The following is a 22650-nucleotide window of genomic DNA, read 5'->3' as shown; positions in this document are numbered from 1 at the left end:
ATAAAATTAGTTTGTTTATTAAAAATAAGGTTTATGGAATCTTAAATTATTTTAAAAAGAGAAATTATTTATTGAGAAGCAACTAATATCGCGTTTTAATAAAATGAAAACCTTTTATAAATAAAAATTACATAAATATTCTTGCCCAGCTTTCTTTAAGAGGAAGTCTAAATTTTTCATCGAATTCTTTAGAAGTACTTATAGCAAGGTTATAAATATAGGTTTCAGGAGAAATTTGAGCGGATTTGATTTTTTCCTTGAAAGAATTCATAGGAACAGTAGTAATTTCCCCTTTATTGTCTTCATAGCTTACCCATAATCGGTTTAAAAGTTCTAATTGATATTTTTGATCGATTTGTCTAATGCATTGATTCAATTTATCGATAGAACATCCGGTGGCTTTCGCTTGATTTTCATCAACCGCTATAATTATGAATTTATTTTTAATAATCGTAAGCTCAGATTTTAAATCAGCACCATGTGCCGCCCATGTTTTCAAAAAATCAGTAAGAATTTTGGTGATATCTTGAATTTCTTCAAGGGTAAGAAATCTTCTAGATTGAAAAACCCAGAGCTTAGAAAAATTATTCATAATTTATGTTAGAGGTAAACTTTACCTGTATTATTAATGTGAGAATTAGGATACAAATTTAAAAATTAATTTCTCAATTAAGGGTAAACTATTAGAAATAAATAGTAAATTTATAAAGAGTTTTGCTATGTGTCATTAAGGTAAGCAAAGTTTTCAAGAGTAGATAAAATTTAATTTAGGGCTATATATATGGATTTTGATTTTCATAGAATTAATAAAGATTTTAAAAAGATTAATACGAATATTAGAGTCTATAGTGATCTTCTTATAGAAAAATCTTTAGATGTTTGGAATATAAAAACTAAAGTTGGTTTATTCTTTTTTTCATTAGGTATTGCTTTATTAGGTACTTATTTTCTTTCTCCTCAAGAATTTACTAAAGCTCAAGAATACACCCTGTTCATTCTGATGTTTTCAATACTTTTATGGGTTACAGAAGCAATCCCTCCCTTTGCCGTAGGGATACTGATCACAGGTTTTCTCATTTATACCATGGGGAATATAGAAGGATCAACAATTGATCCGAAAACTATTTCTAATACATGGTCTGATAGTGTTATATGGATTTTCTTGGGCGGTTTTTTTCTTAGTGAAAGTATGAGAAAAACAGGAATAGATATTTCTTTATTTAGGGGTACCATATCTATTTTTGGTAGTAAGCCCTCGCATATGTTGTTAGGAATTATGCTAACTACTTCCTGTTTATCATTAATTATTTCCAATACGGCAACGTCAGCCATGATTTTGGCAGCTGTTATGCCTTTTTTAGACAGAGAAGGTAAAGATTCGCCCATGACAAAAGCAATATTGATAAGCATACCGGCCTCGGCAACTTTTGCAGGAATGGGCAGCTTAATATCTTCTCCTCCCAATTTGATTGTAGTAGATGTTTTAAAATCCAAAGGTATTGAGGTTTCTTTTTTTGATTGGATGATCTTGGGTTTGCCCGTATCAATAGTATTGTTGTTGTTCTTTTGGATTCTGCTAAAGCAAAAATATACTTCTAAAGTTGAAAAAATTAATTTAAATTTCTTAGAAGAATTAGCCCCGATTCCCAAAAAGATTAGATTGCAGAGGTTTTTTGTAATACTAATTTTATTTATAACCGTTTTCTTTTGGATGATGGGTTCAAAATTGAAAATCCCAAGTGCAGCCACTTCAGGAATTCCTATTGTTTTCCTTCCTATGTTAGGGATTATAACGGCTGAAGATATAAGAAAGCTTCCGTGGGATACCTTAATGTTGGTCGCCGGTGGATTATCACTAGGGATTGCAATAAAGGAATTGCTGGCGCCCTATTATTCCGAATTATTGGGAGATGCCTCGTTTAATGAATATTTAATGATGATGATTTTTGCTATAGTGACTGTGATTTTTTCTAACATAATGAGTAGTACGGCTACAGCAACCATCGTCATAAATATTGCTGCGGTGGTACTTCCTCCGGAACAAATACTGCCGATCGGTTTAGTAATTGGTCTTTGTGCTTCATGCGGATTATTCCTACCCGTGTCAACACCTCCCAATGCAATAGTATACAGTACAGGAATGCTTAAACAATCAGACTTTTATTTTGGAGGTTTTTATGCCGCAATAGTAGGAACTGTAGTAATCATGGCTTGGGTGTTATTTTTGCAAAATTTTACGGGGTATTTTGAGATGGTCTTAACAAGCAGATAAATAAAATTATATTTACTTAACATATATTTTAAGAAATATTTAAAACAATAATCTGTCAACTTGGCATATAAAGTTTTATCTTTGCAGACTATTTTTATTTTGATTTAGTAATATCCCGGTACTTTTTTTCGTAGGGAATGTTTAAATATGGAAAAAGAAATTATAGAAGGAAGACAAGGAGAAATCTTAATACAAGAAAGTTCTATTAAAAACAACAAAAAAATGTTTTTAGAAAGCTATGGTTGTCAAATGAATTTTTCCGATAGTGAAATAGTTGCTTCAATACTTAGTAACGAAGGATATAATACCACCTCTCAACTGGAAGAAGCAGATTTAGTTCTTCTCAACACTTGCTCTATTCGTGAAAAAGCGGAGCAAACGGTTAGAAAAAGACTTTCTCAATTTAATGCAATAAAAAGAAAAAAGCCGGATCTGGTTATAGGCGTTCTCGGCTGCATGGCAGAAAGATTAAAAACAAAGTTTTTGGAAGAAGAGCATTTGGTTGATCTAGTGGTAGGTCCCGATGCATACAGAGATCTTCCGAACTTATTGAAAAATACGGATGATGGAAGAAATGCCATTAATGTACTTTTATCAAAAGAAGAGACCTATGCAGATATAAGTCCGATACGCTTAGGCGGAAATGGAGTTACAGCTTTTGTGTCCATAACCCGAGGATGTGATAATATGTGTACATTCTGTGTGGTTCCTTTTACAAGAGGAAGAGAACGCAGTAGAGATCCACATTCAATTCTTAAAGAATGTAAAGAGTTGAGAGAAAACGGATATAAAGAAATTACACTTTTAGGACAAAATATAGATAGTTACTTATGGTATGGAGGAGGTCCTAAAAAAGATTTCTTAAAAGCTAGTGAATTGCAAAGGGCAACAGCGATAAATTTTGCACAATTATTGAACATGGTAGCTGAAGCTTGTCCTGAAATTAGAATACGATTTTCAACGTCTAATCCGCAAGACATGCATGAAGAAGTATTGCACGTAATGGCTAAACATGATAACATTTGCAAATACATCCATTTACCTGTTCAAAGTGGGAGCACTACAGTTTTGCAGCGAATGAATCGTCAACATACACGTGAAGAATATATTAATTTGGTGGATAAAATAAGGGAAATCGTACCTGACTGCGCGATTTCACATGATATCATAGCAGGTTTTTGTGGGGAAACGGAAGAAGAGCATCTAGAAACCTTATCTCTAATGAAATATGCAAAATACGATTTCGGATACATGTTTGCTTATTCAGAACGTCCCGGTACGTTAGCTCATAAAAAAATGAAAGACGATGTGCCTGCGGAAATAAAGTCAAGAAGACTTAAAGAAATTATAAATCTTCAACAAGAACTTTCATTAGAAAGAATGAAAACGTATACTAACAAAGTACACGAAGTTTTGATAGAGGGAACCAGTAAAAAAAGTAAAGATCAATGGTACGGAAGGATTTCTCAAAATGCAGTGGTGGTTTTTACTAAAACAGATCAAACAAAAGTTGGAGATTTTGTTAATGTATTGGTAAATGATTGCACTTCAGCTACCTTGATAGGAGAGATCGCGTAACATAAATATTATGGATTCATTACAGGCAATAAAACAAAGATTCGGAATAATTGGAAATAACCTTGCACTTAACAGGGCTTTAGAAAAAGCTATGCAAGTAGCACCTACAGATATTTCTGTTTTGGTAATTGGAGAAAGTGGGGTAGGAAAAGAGTTTATTCCTAAAATAATTCATAATCTTTCACCAAGAAAACATAAACAATATATTGCTGTTAATTGTGGAGCAATTCCTGAAGGGACCATAGATTCAGAACTTTTTGGTCACGAAAAAGGAGCTTTTACGGGAGCAGATAAAGTTCGTAAAGGATATTTTGAAGTAGCAGATGGAGGAACCATTTTTTTAGATGAAGTAGGAGAATTGCCTTTGCAAACGCAAGTTCGTTTATTAAGAGTGTTGGAAAGTGGTGAATTTATGAAAGTCGGATCATCTACTATTCAAAAAACAAATATAAGAATTGTAGCTGCGACTAATGTTAATTTATTAGAAGCAATTAAAAAAGGCAGATTCAGAGAAGATTTATATTACAGGTTAAATACAGTACAAATTGATATACCTGCTTTAAGGGATAGGAAGGATGATATTCCTTTACTCTTTAGAAAATTTGCAGTTGACTTTTCAGAAAAATATAGAATGCCTTCAGTGAGTTTATCAGAAGAAGCCATGTCCTATATTCAAAATTATTATTGGCCGGGAAATATCCGTCAATTAAGAAATTTCACCGAACAAATTACGGTGGTGGAAACCAACAGGAATTTGTCTATAGATAAGGTAAAAGAATATTTAAAAGACATTCCACAAACCACGTCTTTAGTAAACTTTTCCAAGCAAAATGAAAATCATTCCGATTTTTCCAGTGAAAGGGAAATATTATATAAGTTTTTATTTGATATGAAAAAAGATCTCAACGATTTGAAAGCGTTGACTTTAGAGCTCATTAAAAATAAAGGCGATTTGATGCTAAACTCAAATGATCAGGATCTTTTCCAACGAGTATATAAAGATTATGATATTCCTAAATCGGGAGATTCTCTTGTTTACTATGATGAAAAACCCGTCATACCGACAGTTCCTTCATCAGTTAATGAGTATCACGAAATTTTGGATGACTATGAATATGAAGATGTGTCCAACAATTCAGAATCTTTATCTTTACAAAGAAAGGAAGAGGAACTTATTAAAAAAGCTTTAGAAAAGTATAATGGAAAACGTAAATTAGCAGCAAAAGAGTTGGGGATTTCGGAAAGAACATTATATAGAAAAATAAAACAATATGATATTGAAGAATAAAATCATATTACTCTTAATAGGAATTTTTTTTATATCTTTGTCCGGATGTTATTCATTCACAGGGGCTTCTTTGGATCCCGATATAAAAACTATAGAAATAAAATCATTTCCTAATTATTCAGCTTATCAAAGCCCGAATTTAAGTGTAGATTTTACTACCGCCTTACAAAGTAGATTTAATCAAAGAACGAAGCTTGTAGAGACTAATATAGATCCGGATATCATTTTAGAAGGTGAAATAACAAATTTTTCAACCAGTCCGGTAAATATACAAAGTAATTCCGACGAAGCAACGCAAAACAGATTGACGATAAGCGTTTCTGTTAGATACGAAAATAAAAAGCAGCCTGAAAAGAGTTTCGAAAAAACTTTTTCCGATTATGAAGATTATTCTAGCAAAGAATTATTGATTAACGTTCAAGATGATCTTGCCCAGAAAATCAATCAAAGAATTATTGATCAAATATTTTTAGCGATAGTAGCCGATTGGTAAATTATGGATAATAGTAGAATTATACAGTTAATAGAAAACCCTGAAAAACTTAAATTTTCCGATAAGAATTATGTGGAAGATTTAATAACTCACTATCCATTTTCTCAATCGTTTCATTTAATTTATTTAAATTGGAAAAATAGATATGTATCAGAACCGTTAACTAATGAAGATATTAAAAAGGTTTCAATTTATACGAACTATCGAGAATTAATAAAAAAATCCATTGATACTAACAAGAAGTTAGTAGAACCAATTACAGCAGAGGAATTGATCGATAAAAAAGAAGATGAAATTTTACAAGCAGATGATAATAAATTTGAAGAAACTATAGTTCTTGAAAATATTGTTAGTAATGAATTTATGGAAGAGGATATCAGTTTAACCCAATTGAAAGCAATAGATTCAAATTCTGAAATTATAAATGAACAAAAAATATCCGAAGAATTAGTAAATAACAACAATATAGAAATTGAACCTATAGAAGATCATTCTAAAATTCAATTACTTTTAACTAATGAAGATGCTAAGGATAATAAGAAAATCTTTTTAAACAGTGGTGTCACCTATACCAATATAGAAAAGTTAGGAATATCACATTTATTTACTTCAAGCTTAGAAAAAGAAAATGAAGAAAATTTCGAGAATAAGGAAGAAAGTACTGAAATTGAACATTCGGAAATTGAAGAAGAAGTAAAGGAAGATTTGGTTGGTAATGAAATCAATGAAATTCAGTTAAGCGAACCAAGTATTGAAAACAAACAAGAGGAAATTACTTTGGAATCGGACAAATTAACTTTTAATCAATGGATCTCACTTTCCAAGCAAAAAAAAGCTTTAAAATCTGAAAAAGTAATACCACAACAAGAAAAACAAAATAGCATTATTTCAAATTTTATTGAAAATAATCCCAAGATAAAACCGGTTGCAAAAGATACGAAATATAGTAAAGAAGTAGAATTTAAAAAAGAAGAAATTCAGGACATTGCAAATTTAATGACTATTACCTTAGCTCAATTATATGTAGAGCAAGGTAAATATGATACAGCATTAACAGCTTTTAAGATATTAAGTTTGAAATATCCAGAAAAAAGTAGTTATTTTGCCTCGGAAATAAGAAGAATAAAAAAGATAAAAAATTCAAAATAATATGACAGCAGTATATGGAATACTAATGATATTTATCATTATCGCATGCGTTTTGCTAATATTAGTTGTTTTGTCGCAAAATCCAAAAGGAGGAGGTTTAAGTTCAACTTTCGGAGGTAGTGGAACACAAATGTTCGGTGTTCAGAAAACAAATGATTTTATGGAGAAGGCAACTTGGACCTTAGGAGGAGTAATAGTAGTATTGTCAATTTTTGCATCGGTATTGATTGCAAAGCCAACTATATATACATCAACTCCAACCCAAAACTCAAAACAGTCTTCAACCCCTCAACAAGAACAGGCTTTGCCTAAAACTAACGTTAAGTAAAATATACTTGTAATAATTAACACTAAAAATATAGTATTAACAAAGTTCTTAAAAATTTATTGTTGTGTTAGGAAGAAGGCAAATTAGAGAAAAAATTCTACAGGTTCTGTATGCGTATAATATAAGTGGGAATGAGTTAGAATATGTTGAAAATAGAATGTTCCAGTCTATAGATGAGATATATGATTTATATATATATCAACTAAATCTTCTATTGGCTGTGAGAGATTATGCTCTTGAAGTAATAGAAAGGAAAAAGCAAAAACGTTTTGCCACAGATGAGGAAAAAAATCCTAATCTTAAGTTTGTTAATAATAAGATATTTGAGCTGTTAGAAAAAAACAAAGCTAGAAAAGAGTATTCGGACAAACATTTAGAATTATCGTGGCATTTAAATAATAATTATCCGGCAATTATCTTTAAAAAATTTCAAACATCGCGAAGTTATTTAGAGTATATGCAAAGTAAAGAAACAGATTTTGAGTCGGAAAAAAAGGTATTGCTTAAACTGTTTTTAAAGCATATAGCAGATAATGACATCATGTATGAATGGTTTGAGGAATTAAAACTTTCTTGGGCAGATGATGTTCATATTGCCAATAATATGACCCTGAAGACTATCAAGTCTATTGAGGAAGGGGCACCCTTTGATACATTAATTCAAGTTTTAAAATCGGATGAGGGTATTTTATTTGCAAAAAATTTATTCAGGACCACGGTTAAACACTATCCGGAAAGTTTAAAATTAATTGAAAAAAGATCAAATAACTGGGAGTTGGATAGAATTGCGGAAATAGATAAAATCATATTGGCAATGGGATTTACAGAACTCAATTATTTCCCTCAAGTTCCGGCTAAAGTTGTTATTAATGAATGTATTGAATTAGCAAAAGTTTATTCTAGCGCTAAAAGTAATGTATTTATTAATGGTATTTTAGACAGATATGCTAGAGATATGAATAAAGTTTAAACATCCTGAAAAATGAAAAAGTCAGCAGTAATATTTTTATTAATAGGTATGTTATTCACCATCGGTTGCAAAAAAGAAAATTCTTCTCAAAAGCAAATCAAAAGTACCGTACAGGATAATACGAATACTAAAAATACTCATGGTGTACCCAAAATAACCGAAGAATCTATTATAAAATTTAATGAAGATACGTATGATTTTAAGGATATAAAAAGAGGGCAAGAAGTTTCCCATGTTTTTAAATTTACCAATGTTGGAAAACGTCCTTTATTAATTTCAGAAGTACGTCCTTCCTGTGGGTGTACCACTCCAAAATATACTAAAGAACCCGTATATCCGGGCAAGAAAGGTGAAATTACAGTTACTTTTGATTCTTCAAATTTTGAAGGAGAAGTACTTAAAACAATAGCTGTTTCAGGAAATTTTGAAACTAAAGTAATTAAATTTCAAGCAAAAGTTAATTAAAAATAAATTTAAATAAAAATGTTAACAATAATTTTACAAGCAAAAGGAGGTTTTATGGAACAAGCAGGAGCATTCCTTCCCCTAGTCCTTCTATTTGTGGTGTTTTACTTCTTTTTTATTAGGCCGCAAACAAAAAGACAAAAACAAGAAAAGAATTTTCAAGATAATATAGCTAAAGGAACAAGAATAGTTACCACTTCCGGTATTCATGGAAAAGTTGCGGAAATAATGGATGATGGACTTATTATTGAAACTATGGCGGGAAAAATAAAAATCGAAAAATCAGCAATTTCCAGAGAATTGTCTATAGCGAGATATCCGGAAAATGCACCTGCAAAGAAGTAAACGATTATAAATAAATCATAAGGCATATTCTATGGTATATAGAATATGCTTTTTAATTATATAAAATGAAAGTAGTAGTAGGTTTATCGGGAGGAGTAGATTCAAGTGTTGCAGCATATTTATTGCAACAACAAGGTCATGATGTTATAGGTCTATTCATGAAGAATTGGAACGATTCTGAATTTACACTGGAAGATGAATGTCCATGGGTAGAAGATAGCAATGATGCATTGCTAATAGCTCAAAAACTTAATATTCCCTATCAAGTCATAGACCTTTCTGAAATATATAAAGAAAGAATTGTTGATTACATGTTTCATGAATACGAATCAGGACGTACCCCTAATCCGGATGTATTATGCAACAGAGAAATCAAGTTTGATATATTTCTTAAAACGGCTTTATCTTTAGGCGCAGATAAAGTAGCAACCGGTCATTATGCCCGTGTTCAATCATTGAATAACGAAGGCCAAACAATTTATCAGCTTTTAGCAGGTATAGATTCCAACAAAGACCAATCCTATTTTTTATGTCAACTTAATCAATACCAACTTTCCAAAACCTTATTTCCTATAGGAAATTTAACCAAGCCGGAAGTAAGGAAAATTGCAAGTGAAATTGGTTTAGTTACTGCAAATAAAAAGGATTCTCAAGGATTATGCTTTATTGGGAAAATAAGATTACCTGACTTTTTACAACAAAAATTAAAACCTAAAAAAGGAAATCTGGTTGAAATTTTTTCAGATAATCCTATATATAAAAAAGAAGAACAATCATTTTCAACTAAAAAAGAAGAATTGATTTATTTGTCAACTCCTTTTCAATATACTATAGAGGATGGCAAAGTGATCGGTGAACATTCAGGAGCGCATTATTATACCATCGGTCAAAGAAAAGGTTTAGGAATAGGTGGGCATATCGAGCCATGCTTTGTATTAGATACCGATGTACAAAACAATACAATCTATGTAGGTGAAGGTAAAAATCATCCCGGATTATTTAGAAAAGCTCTATTTATAGATCAAAAAGAAGTGCATTGGGTTAGAGATGACCTACAAATGAAGATAGGAGAAACGATGAGAGTTCGAGTCAGGATAAGGTATAGACAATCTTTGCAAGAGGCAGTTTTGTATCAATTTGAAGAAGGAATTTTCATTGAATTTGAAAATTTGCAATCAGCAATTACTAGAGGGCAATTTGCGGCTTGGTATGTTGAAGATGAATTAATCGGAAGCGGAGTAATCTCTTGATTTTAATTAGTAATATTTAATCAAAAATTAATTTTAAAATATCTAAAGAAATAGGTTTTTTAAAATTAGACAAATGCATTTCAAAATAAGTTATTATTTCTGAAAGCATCTGTTTACGCTCTGAATTAGTAAAGCAATTTTTTAAAGAGTTAAAATCATAAGAAAGTAATTGCTTCCATAAATGAGCATTTTCTTCCCTTGAAACAGTATCAGCTTTTAAAGAAAAAATACCCTCTTTAATATTAAAATAAGGAAATTCTGAATCATTTTCTAAGGGATAAAACCCAATATATTTCGAAAAATGCAGTAAAAAATAAAGATGGAAATCAGAAAAGTAACTGTCTTTTGTATCTAAATTAATTAAACTGCTTTTAATAAAATTATATAAAGATGTGTCCTGTGCTTCCTCGTTTTTTAGCGTTTGGTTCACCATTTCTCCAATAAATGTTATTATCGAAGACTTGATAATATTTGTATGAATGGTATTGAAAATATGAGCTTGATGAATTTCTTTAATCAATTCTAAAGAATGGTTTTTTTTAGAATAAAAAGTAACTTCAATTTCATTAAATAAAAAGATAAAATGGCTTTTTCTATTTTTTTTAGAAAAAGAATTTTTTAAAATAAAACTTTTATATCCAAAATTTTCGGTATAGCATTTTACAATAAGAGAAGAATCTCCATACTTTAAAAAAGACAATACGATAGCTTTAGTAGTTTCAATCATTTCTTTTAAGCTTAACGAATAATTGCAATTTTGGTTGTAGCATGTTTTTTTCCTTCAGAATTGCTCATTAAAACTAAATAAATCCCTGAAGCAACAGGTTTTCCATTAAAATTAGTTCCATTCCAAATTGCAACGCCTCCGGGTGCTTTAGTTTCATACACCAGGTTACCCGCTACATCAGTAATTTTAACAAAAGCATCATGGGCTAATCCGCGTATCGTTATATTTCCTGTATAACCGGGTCTAACCGGATTAGGATAGGCTACAATTTCTCCAAAATCATCTCCTGAATCAATAATGTCTCCTCTATAAGAAACAATACCTGAAGGAGTAACAAAATAAACTTCACCGGTCTTATCGATTTGTATATCCGTAATAAGATTTGAAGGTAAAGGAGAATTTTCTTCCGTAAACCTATTTAAAAGAGTTGTTCCGTCTTCCGATAAGTAAAAAACTCCTGAACTATGTGTACCAATCCATTTTCTGTTAGCACCGTCGGTTTTTATTGCCGTAATCTTAGTTTCTCGTAAAACTTCTTCACCTAAACCGTTTTGAGTAATAATAATTCTTTCGGTATTATAGTTTCCTGATTCTAATGATTGATAAGGATTTCTAAAAATACGAAGACCGCTGTCGGTTCCTATCCAAGCAGTTCCGAATTTATCTAATTCTACGCATAATATATTATTAGAAGGTAAGTTCCCGCTATTTTTATTGGAATCTAATAAATAAATTTTATCATCAGACGTAGTAAGCGGAGTTCGGTTATATTTATATACAACCAATCCATTATTTCTTGGAGAAGGAACCCATATATATCCTTGGGAATCTATATAAGGATTCATAGCTCCTCCGGCCAAGTTAAATCTTTTAGGTAAAAGACTTAAAAATTTAAATTGATCATTAGGCGTTTTTATGATAATGGCATTATTAAAACCGTTGTTAGATTCCGCAGCAAATGATTGAACCATAATTAAGTTACCATTGGAATCAAAGTCACCGCCAACTAATCGCTCGTATTCAATTATAGGTGAATTGGTCCGATTATAAATAATTTTCATCTGATCATTTACCATTTTTATCAACCCATTACTATAGGAAATAATGAAAACTTCATGAATATTGTTAATATTAGGTATAACTTTCATAATATAACTTTCATCGTTAATACTCTTAGAATCTATATGATTCCATTTTTGACCGTTAAAATGATAAAAACCATAAGAGTTGGGATTCAATTCGAAATAATTATCAATATTTCTTCCTCCTGGTGCTACCCATAATTGATTATCATAGATAGTTAATGAATAAGAACGGTTATTAAACGGGCCGTCCGGAACCAGGTATGCGTTATTTCTAATAAGGCCTTTTAATTGAGTTCCTGCATAAAAAATTCCATTAGAGTAAAAACCGGTAGTAAGGTCATCTGAAAATTTCATAGATTTTAAAACTTGAAAAGATTCATTTAATACAACCAATTTATTTTTTTGAATCAATAAAAAGCCCTCATCAATAGAAATAATATCTTTTAAATCAATGTAATTGCCTTTATTTTGCCAACTAATCCCTTCATCATCACTTTTATAAATGGTTTGGTTAGAGCTTATAAGTAAAGTTGTATTATTTTTAATTATTTGATTAAAATTATTTCCGGAATTGGTAAGATTCCAAGCAGTAAAATTTGGAATTAAATGATCGATGGGATGAGAATAAACCCCATTAGTTGAAGCGGCAAATATTTTATTATTTAAAATTACGCTTTCCTGTACTTTATAATAGTTAAGACCTTGTTTAAAATAACAAGTTTCTTTAAATTCAAGCTTCTTTAAATCGAATAAAGTAATTCCAAAGTCCATGGAAAGTACCGCATAGTCACCTTCAGTATATATATGATTAATTCTTTTATTTCCTTGATAATTTCGATCAAAAGGAATATCCACAATTAAATGGATCATGTCTTGCTTTACTATGTCCAATTTACCGGATTTATAACCAACGAGTAAAGCTTTATTATCGGAATTATAAGCGAAAGCAGTAATATTAACTTCGTGAAGACCATTAGCTTTTGAAAATTTCTTAATTTCCCCGGTTGATTCATTATAAGAGTACAAACCGTTTTGAGTTGCACTGAAAATAAGATTGTCAACTTTTTGAATAGCTTTAATATTAAAATAAGAAAAATAATCTTTCCATCTGGTATTTTGACTATTGCAAAGACCGGTAAAAATTAATAAAATTAAAAAACTAAGCTTTTTCATAGAAATTATATGTAATGCTTGTAAAATTAATAGATTTATGGGAAAAATATCTCATAACAGATTTATTTTATTTAAAAATAAAATTGAATTATAATCTTTGAATTTTAGAAATTTCAAATCAGTAAAATTTCATGAAGCAATAAGAGTAATAAATAATAATTTAAATTGAAAAGAATCAACCTTGAAAAATAACAATTATTTTTGTGCATTATAATAAGTTAGAAAATAAAATTAAGATTATTTTAAATTAAAACAGAATTTTACATAATTAAAATTTTAAGATATTTACTTTATAAAGCGGGAAAATTAGAGGAGTTGAAGACTCATTGATCTAGAGGTATATACAATAACTTAAATAAAACGATAAAATGTTCAGGAGATATTTGTTAAATTAAAAATATTTTTTAAATTTGCAACCCTATTTAGGGCGATTTTTTAATAAAGGAAAAATAAGAAAAGTGAATACACTAAGTTACAAAACCATATCGGCAAATAAAGAGACTGCAAATAAAGAGTGGTTACTTATTGATGCAGAAGGACAAAAATTAGGTCGTTTAGCTTCTAAAATAGCTAAAATTTTGCGAGGGAAACACAAAACAAATTTTACTCCACATGCAGATTGTGGTGATAATATTGTTGTTATCAATGCAGGAAAAGTTGTTTTATCCGGAGATAAAACAGATCAAAAAGAATATGTAAGACATACAGGATATCCCGGTGGACAAAAATTTTCAAGTGTTGCCGAAGTTAAGGTAAAGGATTCTAGAAGATTGTTGGAGTATGCAGTGAAAGGTATGCTTCCTAAAAATAAATTAGGAAGAAAAGTACTTAAAAATTTATACTTATATGAAGGAGTAGAGCATGAACAAGCAGCTCAACAACCTAAAACATTTGATATTAACGCTTTCATCTAAAAAATAATGGCAGTTACACATAAAATAGGAAGAAGAAAAACATCTGTTGCAAGAGTATATCTTTCTGAAGGAAAAGGAGAGTTTACCATAAACGGAAAAGACTATAAAGTTTACTTTCCTACAGAAGTATTACAATACAAAATTGCACAACCTTTCCAATTAACTGAAACTTTAGGTCAGTATGATATTAAAGTAAATGTATATGGAGGAGGAGTAACAGGACAAGCTGAAGCTATCAGATTAGCAATATCTAGAGCTTTAGTTTCTTTAAATGAAGAAAACAGAACAGTTTTAAAACCAGAAGGTCTTCTAACTAGAGATCCTAGAATGGTTGAAAGAAAGAAATTCGGTCAGAAAAAAGCACGTAAAAGATTCCAATTCTCTAAACGTTAATCTGACTAATAACGATACTTATAACCACTATTTTGTAGTGGTTATTTTATATTAAAAAATAACAATTTTATAAATAATTTAAACTTGCCGTTTAGTTTAGCATCCAAACTTTAAAGTTAAACTTTAAGTTGATTGCAAAAACTGCGGAACGTAAACTAAAAAAAGTATGGCAAAAGTAGATGTAAAAGACCTTTTAAATGCCGGGGTGCATTTTGGTCACCTTACCAGAAAATGGAATCCACATATGGCTCCTTACATTTTTATGGAGAAAAATGGAATCCACATTATTGATTTGCACAAAACCTCTGTAAAATTAGATGAGGCATCAAACGCTTTAGGAAAAATTGCTACATCAGGAAGAAAAATCTTGTTTGTTGCAACCAAAAAACAAGCAAAAGACATTGTTGCAAAACATGCAGAATCTGTAAATATGCCTTATATTACAGAAAGATGGCCGGGAGGAATGTTAACAAACTTTGTTACCATCCGAAAAGCTGTTAAAAAAATGAATTCTATCGATAGAATGAAAAAAGACGGTACTTTTGAAACTCTATCTAAAAAAGAAAAATTACAAGTAGATCGTCAAAGAGCTAAACTTGAAAAAAACTTAGGATCTATTGCTGATATGACTCGTTTACCATCTGCTCTTTTCGTAGTAGATATACTAAGAGAACATATCGCTGTAACGGAAGCAAAAAAATTAGGTATTCCTGTTTTTGCAATCGTTGATACAAATTCAGATCCTCAATTGGTTGATTTCCCAATTCCCGGAAATGATGATGCATCCAAATCAATTGATTTGATTTTAGAAACTGTTACCAACTCTATTAAAGAAGGGTTAAGTGTAAGAAAAGCAGAAAAAGCGAAAGCTAAAGAAGAAGGTGCTGCAGAAGAAGAAGATGTTTTAGTACAAGACACTAATGACTCTGAAGTTTCTGAAAATCAAGAAGAAAATAACGCAGAATAAAGTTAAATTTAAATAAAAATAAAGATGTCATATTCACCAAAAGCAGCTGATGTAGCAAAACTAAGAAATGCTACAGGAGCAGGAATGATGGACTCAAAAAAAGCTTTAGTTGAAGCTGAAGGAGATTTCGACAAAGCGGTTGACTTATTAAGAAAAAAAGGACAAAAAGTTGCTGCAAACAGAGCAGATAGAGAAAATCTTGAAGGAGCTGTAATAGCTGCAGTTAACGAATCCAATACAAAAGCTGTTGTAATAAAATTAAGTTGTGAAACTGACTTTGTTGCAAAAAACGAAGATTTTGTTAAATTAGCTAAGGATTTTGCAAATCTTGCTTTAAATTTCAATACAAAAGAAGAATTATTAGCTGCCGATTTCAATGGTATTCCTGTAAGTGAAAAGCTTATAGAACAAACAGGTGTAATCGGTGAAAAAATTGAAATATCCGGATTTAAAACTTTGGAAGCTCCATTTGTAGGTTCCTATATACATGCGGGAAATAAAATAGCTTCAGCAGTTGGTTTATCAAAGTCTTTTGATCAGGCAGCAGAAGTAGCTAAAAATATTTCTATGCAAGTTGCAGCTATGAATCCTATTGCATTAGATGAAACTCAGGTGGATTCAAGTGTAATTGAAAAAGAACTTGAAATTGCTAAAGATCAATTACGTCAAGAAGGAAAACCGGAAGCTATGCTTGAAAATATAGCCAAAGGAAAACTTAACAAGTTCTTTAAAGATAACACTTTGTTAAAACAAGATTATATTATGGGTGAAAAAACTTCAGTTGAAGATTATGTAAAATCAATTGATCCTGAAGTTAAAATAACCGGATTTATACGATTATAATTTCAAAATAGGATATATAAAAAGACTGCAATATGCAGTCTTTTTTATTTTAAATAGGTATTTTCCATAATTCTAAAATGTAAAACTTTAATTTAAGATTGATCCTTTTTTATCAATAAATTATCTATATAAATAAGGATAAATTCTAGAAATAAAAATAACAACACAATAGTCCCTGTATTCAATAAAGCTTGTAGTAAGCCTATTTCATCGGCGTCCAAAAATGGATAAGGATACATATTGGTGAAATGACCTCTTATAAAAATATATATAACATAAATTAAAGGAGGAATAATTGCAAAAAAAGTAGTTTTTTTATCTAATAATTTTCTAGGACCGTATAATAACCAATACAATACAGCCAAAAAAGGTATGAATACATGCAAAGCTTCATTGGTAAATCGCATAATACCTTTTACATTATGATCATGCCTGAGCATTAAATTATAAACGATGCATGTAATAACTATACAAATAATACCGTCTATTCTTAAAATGCGAAACCATTTTTTAGAATAATCAGGTTTGAAAAGCAAGAATAAAGAGCTAATACCAACCGCAATATTAGATTGAACAGTAAAATAGCTGTAATAATAAATCAATCGATTGAATTTGGATTTTTCATTTAAGATCGATGGATGTATGTCACCGTAGACGTAATTATAGGTTTCTGTACCAATACTGAAAAACACCAAAAAAATAAGTATTAAATTAAAAAATATTCTCATGAATAGTAAATTTACTAAAGATTAACTCGTGTATAAATTTTATAAGGTAGGATGAAAAGTTAGAGTTCATTTTACAATTGATTTAAATAATTGTAAAACCATGTATTTTGATGTTTGAAATGATCATTATAAAGCTAAATATAGAAGTAAAAATAATCTAAATTCAAATTTATACTACTAAAATAGGAACGTTTGTTTTATTGCTTAATCGATTAGACATTATACCAAACGTAAAATCAGGGATTCCTTTATATTCATGTTTTGCCATTAGTAAGACATCAACTTTAGTATCATTAATTAATTTAGGAAGTGAAATAGTAGGATTACCAAATCCTAATTTAGTCTCGACATTCATATATCCTTCCTTAAGTAGAAAATTTTTATAATCATCCAATTTATTTTGATCAAACTTCACTTCGTAATCATTCGCTAATTTTCCGTTATAGTTCGCAGAAGCACTTTCAGTAACATGAAACAATACGATACGTGAATTAATATCAGCGAAAATTGGTAAGTAATTCAAAACCCGCTGATCGCCTTTAGTAAAATCCAATGCTATGCCAATAACTTTAAATGGATGCAATTTATCTATACTCTTTTCAGAAGGTAATTGGTGAATACCAAAATTTATTTTTTGGGACTTTTTTATCCAAGGATATAAAACAATACAAATCAAGAATAATAATAAGCCTAAAGATATAATTCCCAAAATAATTTTTACACTTAAAATTATATCCTCATTGTAATAAACATTAATTTCTTCATCGTAAATTAACTTTATATTTAACAAGATAATGATTGTACATACGATCCAAGATATAATTTTTAAAGGTAATTTAATAGCAAATTTTCCCATTTTTTCTTTATCACTAACAAAATGGATCAGAGGGATTACGGCAAAACCTAATTGCATACTTAAAAGCACTTGACTAAAAATAAGCATTTCATCAACGGAACTTTCCCCTAACAGGCTTATTACAATCACAGCCGGTATAATAGCTATAATACGTGTTAATAATCGTCGCAAGGCAGGATTCATTCTAAAGTGCAAGTACCCTTCCATAACAATTTGACCAGCAAGCGTTCCGGTTACGGTAGAGCTCTGACCGGCAGCAATTAAAGCTATAGCAAAAAGAACAGGAGAAAGAGGACCTAATAAATTGGATAGCATTTTATATGCATCATGTAATCCTTCTATATCATGTAATCCGGCACTGTAAAATGTTGAAGCAGCAAGCACCAAAATGGCAGCATTTACAAAAAAAGCCATGTTTAATGCGATGAGACTGTCAAAAAAATTATATTTAATGGCTCGTTTTATGGATACATAATCTCTTTTAATTTTTCTGGTTTGAACCAAAGCGGAATGAAGATACAAATTATGCGGCATAACAGTTGCCCCAATAATTCCAATTGCAATATATAAAGCCTCAGTATTGGGAAGAGTAGGTTTAAATCCTTTAGAAACTGCAATAAGATCAGGCTTAGCTAAAAACATTTCAATAAGAAAACAACCTCCTATAATAGCCACCAAAGCGATGATAAACGCTTCCATTTTTCGTATACCAAACCGTTGTAAAACAAGTAACAGCAGTGTGTCCAAAGCTGCCAACCAAACACCCCAAATAAGATCAAGTCCGAAAAGAAGCTGTAAACCGATGGCCATTCCTAAAACTTCGGCTAAGTCTGTTGCAGCTATCGCTATTTCAGCAAAACCATATAGAATATAGTTCATCCATTTCGGATAGTACTCCCTGTTAGTTTGAGCCAAATCTAATCCGCGAACAATACCTAAACGAGCACTTAATGCTTGAAGCAATAATGCCATAATATTGCTCATTAATAGAACCCATATTAAAGCATATCCAAATTTGCTGCCCCCGGCAATGTCAGTTGCCCAGTTTCCGGGATCAAGATATCCAACGGCCACTAGGTAAGCCGGCCCGAAAAAAGAAAGTATCCTTTTCCATCTTTTTGGATTTTCGGTATTAATACTTTCATGAACTTCTTGAAGAGATTTCTTACTCAATTGTTAGGCTTTTCTAATATTTGCAAATTTAAATAAAATTTTTGCATTGTAAAATAATAATATCAATCATTTTCAGGTATCCATAAATAATCTTTAAAATTAATGATCTTATCGTTTTTAATTGGGATTCCTTCATTTTCTAAAAGTTCTTCCATAAGTGTAGGGGTGGGAAAATGGAATTTTCCCGTTAGCATTCCGTTTCGGTTTACAACTCTATGAGCCGGAATGTCTGATATTGAATGGGAAGAATTCATGGCATAACCTACCATTCGGGAGGAACTTTTAACTCCCAAATAAGCCGCAATATGTCCGTAAGTGGTTACTTTACCGTAAGGTATTTTTCGTACAATTTCATATACCCTTTCATAAAAATTGGTAGATTCCATGGAATAAATGAAAAAAATAATTTTCAATAATTAACTAGTGTAAGCAAATAAAATGCGATGCAACTAAATTTTTTTAAAACATTTTAAGTACTGAAAAGTAAGAAAAAAAGATAATACGTTTTGTGTTCTTCTATTAGTAATTTTACAAGTAAAGAATAAAATTTATTGATTATTATTAAATTATTTGCTTTAAATTTTATATATAAAATATAATTTATTATATTAGCAGGACAGGAAGTTTAGGCTTCAAACATAACATAAAAAATGAGAATTTGAGATTTTTACTTTCTATAAATAATTATTGTTTTTTATTAAATTTGAAAGTAAAAATAAAGAAATGATTCTAATTTAATTAGAATCATTTCTTTTTTAGACTTGTTTTTTAATTATAGTGGTTTAAAATTTAATATAAAATTAATAATCAAAATACCGATACGCTTTCATAATTTACAAGAAAACAAGTATACTTAAGATCCCTTTAAATTATTTTTCAAAAGAGTTAGCGTTTTCTTGTGACTGTCGAAAGCAATTTCATTAAGATCTATATCGGATAATTTTTTCCACACATATCCTTTTAATTCAATCGGATCATAATCTCCGATAGATAAATTCTCATCTTTATAAAGAAAGAATAAATCAATGGTATTGTATAGGATGTTTTTGTACAAATAAGTATTAGGATGGGAACATATATATTTTAATTTAGATAAATCAATCGATATATTTAATTCCTCTTGTAATTCCCTAAAGCTTCCATGTTCAGCGGTTTCTTCGGCTTCAATAAATCCTCCTGCCAGATCTAAAAAGCCTTTTTTAGGTTCTTTGTTTCTAATAGTAAATAATATTTCATCATTTTTCTGAATAACCACAGCGGTTGCTCCGGCTGTATTGTGATAGTATTCAAAATTACAATCTAAACATACAATTTTAGATCCATGCGGATATTCTAAATGATCACTTTTACAATTTGGGCAGAATTTGAAAATGGGTTGCATATCACATAAGTTTTAATACCCAAATTTAATTAAGTATTTTAAAAATATAGATATCAAAAATTATTTTATATGAAAATAATAGAAAATACTTTTCAAAATAAATAGTAACATTTAAATAGAAATTATTAATAAAAGAATTATATAATATAATATTTTACAAATCATCAAAATTAATATTATTTCATACATTAGTCTTTGTAAATCTTTCATAGTAATAATTAACCGTAAATAAAAATAATACAATGGCAACAATAACATTAAAAGGAAATGAAGTTCATACATTGGGAAACCTACCATCAATAGGAAGTAAGGCTCCAAATTTTATATTAGTGGATACGGATTTATCAGAAAAAAAATTATCGGATTATACAGGAAAAAGAGTTGTTTTAAACATATTTCCAAGTGTGGATACAGACACATGCGCTATGTCTGTCAGAGAATTTAATGAAAAAGTATCTGAAATGAAAAACACTGTGGTTTTATGTATTTCAAAAGACCTTCCTTTTGCTCAAAAACGTTTTTGTGCCGCAGAAGGTTTAGATAATGTTATCCCGCTTTCTGCCTTTCGTTCAGATTTTGGTAAGGTATATAATTTAGAATTTGCAGATGGCCCGTTAAAAGGATTACTTAGCAGATCAGTACTTGTTATTAATGAGTCAGGAGAAATTATTTATGAAGAACAAGTAGCTGAAACTACTCATGAGCCTAATTATGAAAAAGTAACAGCTATATTAAAATAAAAAATCTATCAAAAAAAAGGAATGCCTTATATTTTTCAAATATGAGGCATTTGTATTTTTATCTAATTTCTCCAAATGAAAGATTAGTATGATAATTGAGAGTAATAATTATTTGAATTCAATGTAAAGTAAAAAATGTTATTAACTCTTGATATAGTAACTAAGATTTATATTTTAAAAGAAATATGGTAAATTCTAAAAAAGTACTAAAGTTTCTATAAAACGTTAGATGTATAATGAGAAATTAACCCGATAATTTCAATAAAATTATAACTTTTTGTTAAAAAAAATAAAACATGAGAAATTTCAACATAAAATAACTCTTTGAGATATAAATAGTTTTTACATTTACAATTTAAAAAAGTATAACAAAAAAAATTATAATATCATGAGCAGAAAATTTCCAGCAGGAGTAGCAACCGGTTCGCTAGTAAAAGAAATATTCGATTATGCTAAAGAAAATCAGTTTGCTTTACCGGCATGTAACGTTATAGGATCTAGCAATGTAAATGCAGCTCTTGAAACAGCTGTTAGAGTAAATGCTCCCTTAATTATACAATTTTCAAACGGAGGATCTCAATTTAATGCAGGTAAAGGATATAAAAACTCTTCCCTTAGAGCAGATGTTTTAGGGGCTATAGCTGGAGCAAAACATGTCCATACGTTGGCAGAAGCCTATGGGGCAACTGTAATTTTACATACTGATCATTGTGCAAAAAAACTATTACCTTGGGTTGACGGGTTATTAGATGCATGTGAAGAATTCCATAAAAAAGAAGGAAAAACACTATACTCTTCACACATGCTAGATCTTTCAGAAGAGCCCTTAGATGAAAATTTAGCAATCTCTTCCAAATATTTTGAAAGAATGGCAAAATTAGGAATGACTCTAGAAGTTGAAATAGGGATAACAGGTGGAGAAGAAGACGGAGTTGACAATTCAGATATAGAAAGCTCAAAATTATATACACAGCCTGAGGATGTTTATAAAACGTATAAAGCATTAAGCGCAATAAGTCCTAATTTTACTATTGCAGCAGCATTTGGTAATGTACATGGAGTATATAAACCGGGAAATGTTAAATTAGAGCCTAAAATACTTCACAACTCACAAGAATACGTTCAAAAACAAGTGGGCGGACCTTCAAAACCGATTAATTTTGTATTTCATGGAGGATCAGGTTCTTCCTTGTTAGATATAAGAGAAGCCATAAGCTACGGAGTAGTTAAAATGAATATTGATACAGATTTACAATTTGCTTATACCGAAGGGGCTAGAGATTATGTAGAAAAAAATATTGATTATTTAAGAACTCAAGTAGGTAATCCAACCGGAGATGAAGCTCCAAACAAGAAATTTTATGATCCAAGAGTTTGGATGAGAAAATGTGAAGAAGGATTCTCAAAAAGATTGGAAAAAGCTTTTGAAGATTTAAATAATATCAATACATTATAGTAAAAAAATATAAATTTTATTTATAAAAAATGAAAGCACCTTTATTTGAGGTGCTTTTTTTGTATATTTGAAAAAA

23 protein-coding genes are annotated in these 22650 nt (G+C 30.1%); 16 read left to right on the top strand and 7 right to left on the bottom strand.

Annotated features, from left to right (window positions below):
- Positions 1-127: 127 nt before the first annotated feature.
- Positions 128-592 (bottom strand): hypothetical protein, encoded by a 465-nt coding sequence (locus GFU93_RS08135; RefSeq protein WP_160568616.1) that lies wholly within the window; start codon positions 590-592, stop codon positions 128-130.
- Positions 593-781: 189 nt separating this feature from the next.
- Between GFU93_RS08135 and GFU93_RS08130 the strand changes: the two genes are divergently transcribed.
- The 10 genes from GFU93_RS08130 (at position 782) to mnmA (ending at position 10138) form a co-directional block, all read left to right on the top strand.
- On the top strand, positions 782-2272 hold the full coding sequence (locus GFU93_RS08130) for a DASS family sodium-coupled anion symporter (protein ID WP_160568614.1): 1491 nt from the start codon (positions 782-784) through the stop codon (positions 2270-2272).
- Positions 2273-2419: 147 nt separating this feature from the next.
- Positions 2420-3850, top strand: coding sequence for a tRNA (N6-isopentenyl adenosine(37)-C2)-methylthiotransferase MiaB (gene miaB, locus GFU93_RS08125; RefSeq protein WP_160568612.1), 1431 nt, complete (start codon positions 2420-2422; stop codon positions 3848-3850).
- Between the two features lie 10 nt (positions 3851-3860).
- Positions 3861-5138, top strand: a complete 1278-nt coding sequence (locus GFU93_RS08120; protein ID WP_160568610.1) for a sigma-54-dependent Fis family transcriptional regulator — start codon at positions 3861-3863, stop codon at positions 5136-5138.
- Positions 5122-5631, top strand: a complete 510-nt coding sequence (locus GFU93_RS08115; protein ID WP_160557612.1) for an LptE family protein — start codon at positions 5122-5124, stop codon at positions 5629-5631. The genes GFU93_RS08120 and GFU93_RS08115 overlap by 17 nt, the downstream gene beginning before the upstream one ends.
- A gap of 3 nt (positions 5632-5634) precedes the next feature.
- On the top strand, positions 5635-6780 hold the full coding sequence (locus tag GFU93_RS08110) for a hypothetical protein (RefSeq protein ID WP_160568608.1): 1146 nt from the start codon (positions 5635-5637) through the stop codon (positions 6778-6780).
- 1 nt (position 6781) lies between these two features.
- Positions 6782-7108 carry a preprotein translocase subunit SecG gene (gene secG, locus GFU93_RS08105; protein WP_105296367.1) on the top strand — a complete coding sequence of 109 codons (327 nt, stop codon included), beginning with the start codon at positions 6782-6784 and terminating at the stop codon, positions 7106-7108.
- 64 nt (positions 7109-7172) lie between these two features.
- Positions 7173-8078: a transcription antitermination factor NusB gene (gene nusB / locus GFU93_RS10220; RefSeq protein WP_105296366.1), complete on the top strand. Its 906-nt coding sequence runs from the start codon at positions 7173-7175 to the stop codon at positions 8076-8078.
- A gap of 12 nt (positions 8079-8090) precedes the next feature.
- Positions 8091-8543, top strand: coding sequence for a DUF1573 domain-containing protein (locus GFU93_RS08095; protein WP_105296365.1), 453 nt, complete (start codon positions 8091-8093; stop codon positions 8541-8543).
- Positions 8544-8561: 18 nt separating this feature from the next.
- Positions 8562-8888: a preprotein translocase subunit YajC gene (gene yajC / locus GFU93_RS08090; RefSeq protein ID WP_105296364.1), complete on the top strand. Its 327-nt coding sequence runs from the start codon at positions 8562-8564 to the stop codon at positions 8886-8888.
- Between the two features lie 65 nt (positions 8889-8953).
- Positions 8954-10138, top strand: coding sequence for a tRNA 2-thiouridine(34) synthase MnmA (gene mnmA / locus GFU93_RS08085; RefSeq protein ID WP_160568607.1), 1185 nt, complete (start codon positions 8954-8956; stop codon positions 10136-10138).
- A 16-nt stretch (positions 10139-10154) separates the two neighbouring features.
- On the opposite strand, the gene GFU93_RS08080 is transcribed toward mnmA, so the two are convergent.
- Both GFU93_RS08080 and GFU93_RS08075 read right to left on the bottom strand, forming a co-directional pair.
- Positions 10155-10865 (bottom strand): DNA repair protein RecO, encoded by a 711-nt coding sequence (locus GFU93_RS08080; RefSeq protein WP_160568605.1) that lies wholly within the window; start codon positions 10863-10865, stop codon positions 10155-10157.
- 11 nt (positions 10866-10876) lie between these two features.
- Positions 10877-13123, bottom strand: coding sequence for a two-component regulator propeller domain-containing protein (locus GFU93_RS08075; RefSeq protein ID WP_160568603.1), 2247 nt, complete (start codon positions 13121-13123; stop codon positions 10877-10879).
- A 458-nt stretch (positions 13124-13581) separates the two neighbouring features.
- Here GFU93_RS08075 and rplM point away from each other — a divergent pair, with 458 nt between their 5' ends.
- The 4 genes from rplM (at position 13582) to tsf (ending at position 16240) form a co-directional block, all read left to right on the top strand.
- Positions 13582-14037, top strand: a complete 456-nt coding sequence (gene rplM, locus GFU93_RS08070) for a 50S ribosomal protein L13 (RefSeq protein ID WP_160542527.1) — start codon at positions 13582-13584, stop codon at positions 14035-14037.
- 6 nt (positions 14038-14043) lie between these two features.
- Complete coding sequence (gene rpsI, locus GFU93_RS08065) at positions 14044-14430, top strand: 30S ribosomal protein S9 (protein WP_105296360.1); 387 nt, start codon at positions 14044-14046, stop codon at positions 14428-14430.
- A 166-nt stretch (positions 14431-14596) separates the two neighbouring features.
- Positions 14597-15397, top strand: coding sequence for a 30S ribosomal protein S2 (rpsB, locus tag GFU93_RS08060; RefSeq protein WP_160542526.1), 801 nt, complete (start codon positions 14597-14599; stop codon positions 15395-15397).
- A 24-nt stretch (positions 15398-15421) separates the two neighbouring features.
- Positions 15422-16240 carry a translation elongation factor Ts gene (gene tsf, locus GFU93_RS08055; RefSeq protein ID WP_105296358.1) on the top strand — a complete coding sequence of 273 codons (819 nt, stop codon included), beginning with the start codon at positions 15422-15424 and terminating at the stop codon, positions 16238-16240.
- Positions 16241-16332: 92 nt separating this feature from the next.
- On the opposite strand, the gene GFU93_RS08050 is transcribed toward tsf, so the two are convergent.
- From GFU93_RS08050 to GFU93_RS08035, 4 genes are all read right to left on the bottom strand, one after another.
- On the bottom strand, positions 16333-16968 hold the full coding sequence (locus tag GFU93_RS08050) for a Pr6Pr family membrane protein (protein WP_160568601.1): 636 nt from the start codon (positions 16966-16968) through the stop codon (positions 16333-16335).
- Positions 16969-17137: 169 nt separating this feature from the next.
- The gene (locus GFU93_RS08045) at positions 17138-18997 is read right to left on the bottom strand and encodes an Nramp family divalent metal transporter (protein WP_160568599.1); all 1860 of its coding nucleotides are present in this window, start codon (positions 18995-18997) and stop codon (positions 17138-17140) included.
- 62 nt (positions 18998-19059) lie between these two features.
- Positions 19060-19383, bottom strand: a complete 324-nt coding sequence (locus tag GFU93_RS08040; RefSeq protein ID WP_105296595.1) for an MGMT family protein — start codon at positions 19381-19383, stop codon at positions 19060-19062.
- Positions 19384-19850: 467 nt separating this feature from the next.
- Positions 19851-20378, bottom strand: coding sequence for an NUDIX domain-containing protein (locus tag GFU93_RS08035; protein ID WP_160568597.1), 528 nt, complete (start codon positions 20376-20378; stop codon positions 19851-19853).
- A 242-nt stretch (positions 20379-20620) separates the two neighbouring features.
- On the opposite strand from GFU93_RS08035, the gene tpx reads away from it, so the two are divergent.
- Both tpx and fbaA read left to right on the top strand, forming a co-directional pair.
- Positions 20621-21118 (top strand): thiol peroxidase, encoded by a 498-nt coding sequence (tpx, locus tag GFU93_RS08030; RefSeq protein ID WP_160568595.1) that lies wholly within the window; start codon positions 20621-20623, stop codon positions 21116-21118.
- A 388-nt stretch (positions 21119-21506) separates the two neighbouring features.
- Complete coding sequence (fbaA, locus tag GFU93_RS08025; protein WP_105296353.1) at positions 21507-22574, top strand: class II fructose-bisphosphate aldolase; 1068 nt, start codon at positions 21507-21509, stop codon at positions 22572-22574.
- The last annotated feature ends 76 nt before the right edge of the window (positions 22575-22650 follow it).

It is taken from the genome of Apibacter sp. B3546, from assembly GCF_009827885.1.
In the GTDB taxonomy this organism is placed as follows: domain Bacteria; phylum Bacteroidota; class Bacteroidia; order Flavobacteriales; family Weeksellaceae; genus Apibacter.
This window is presented reverse-complemented; position numbering and strand designations above follow the sequence as displayed.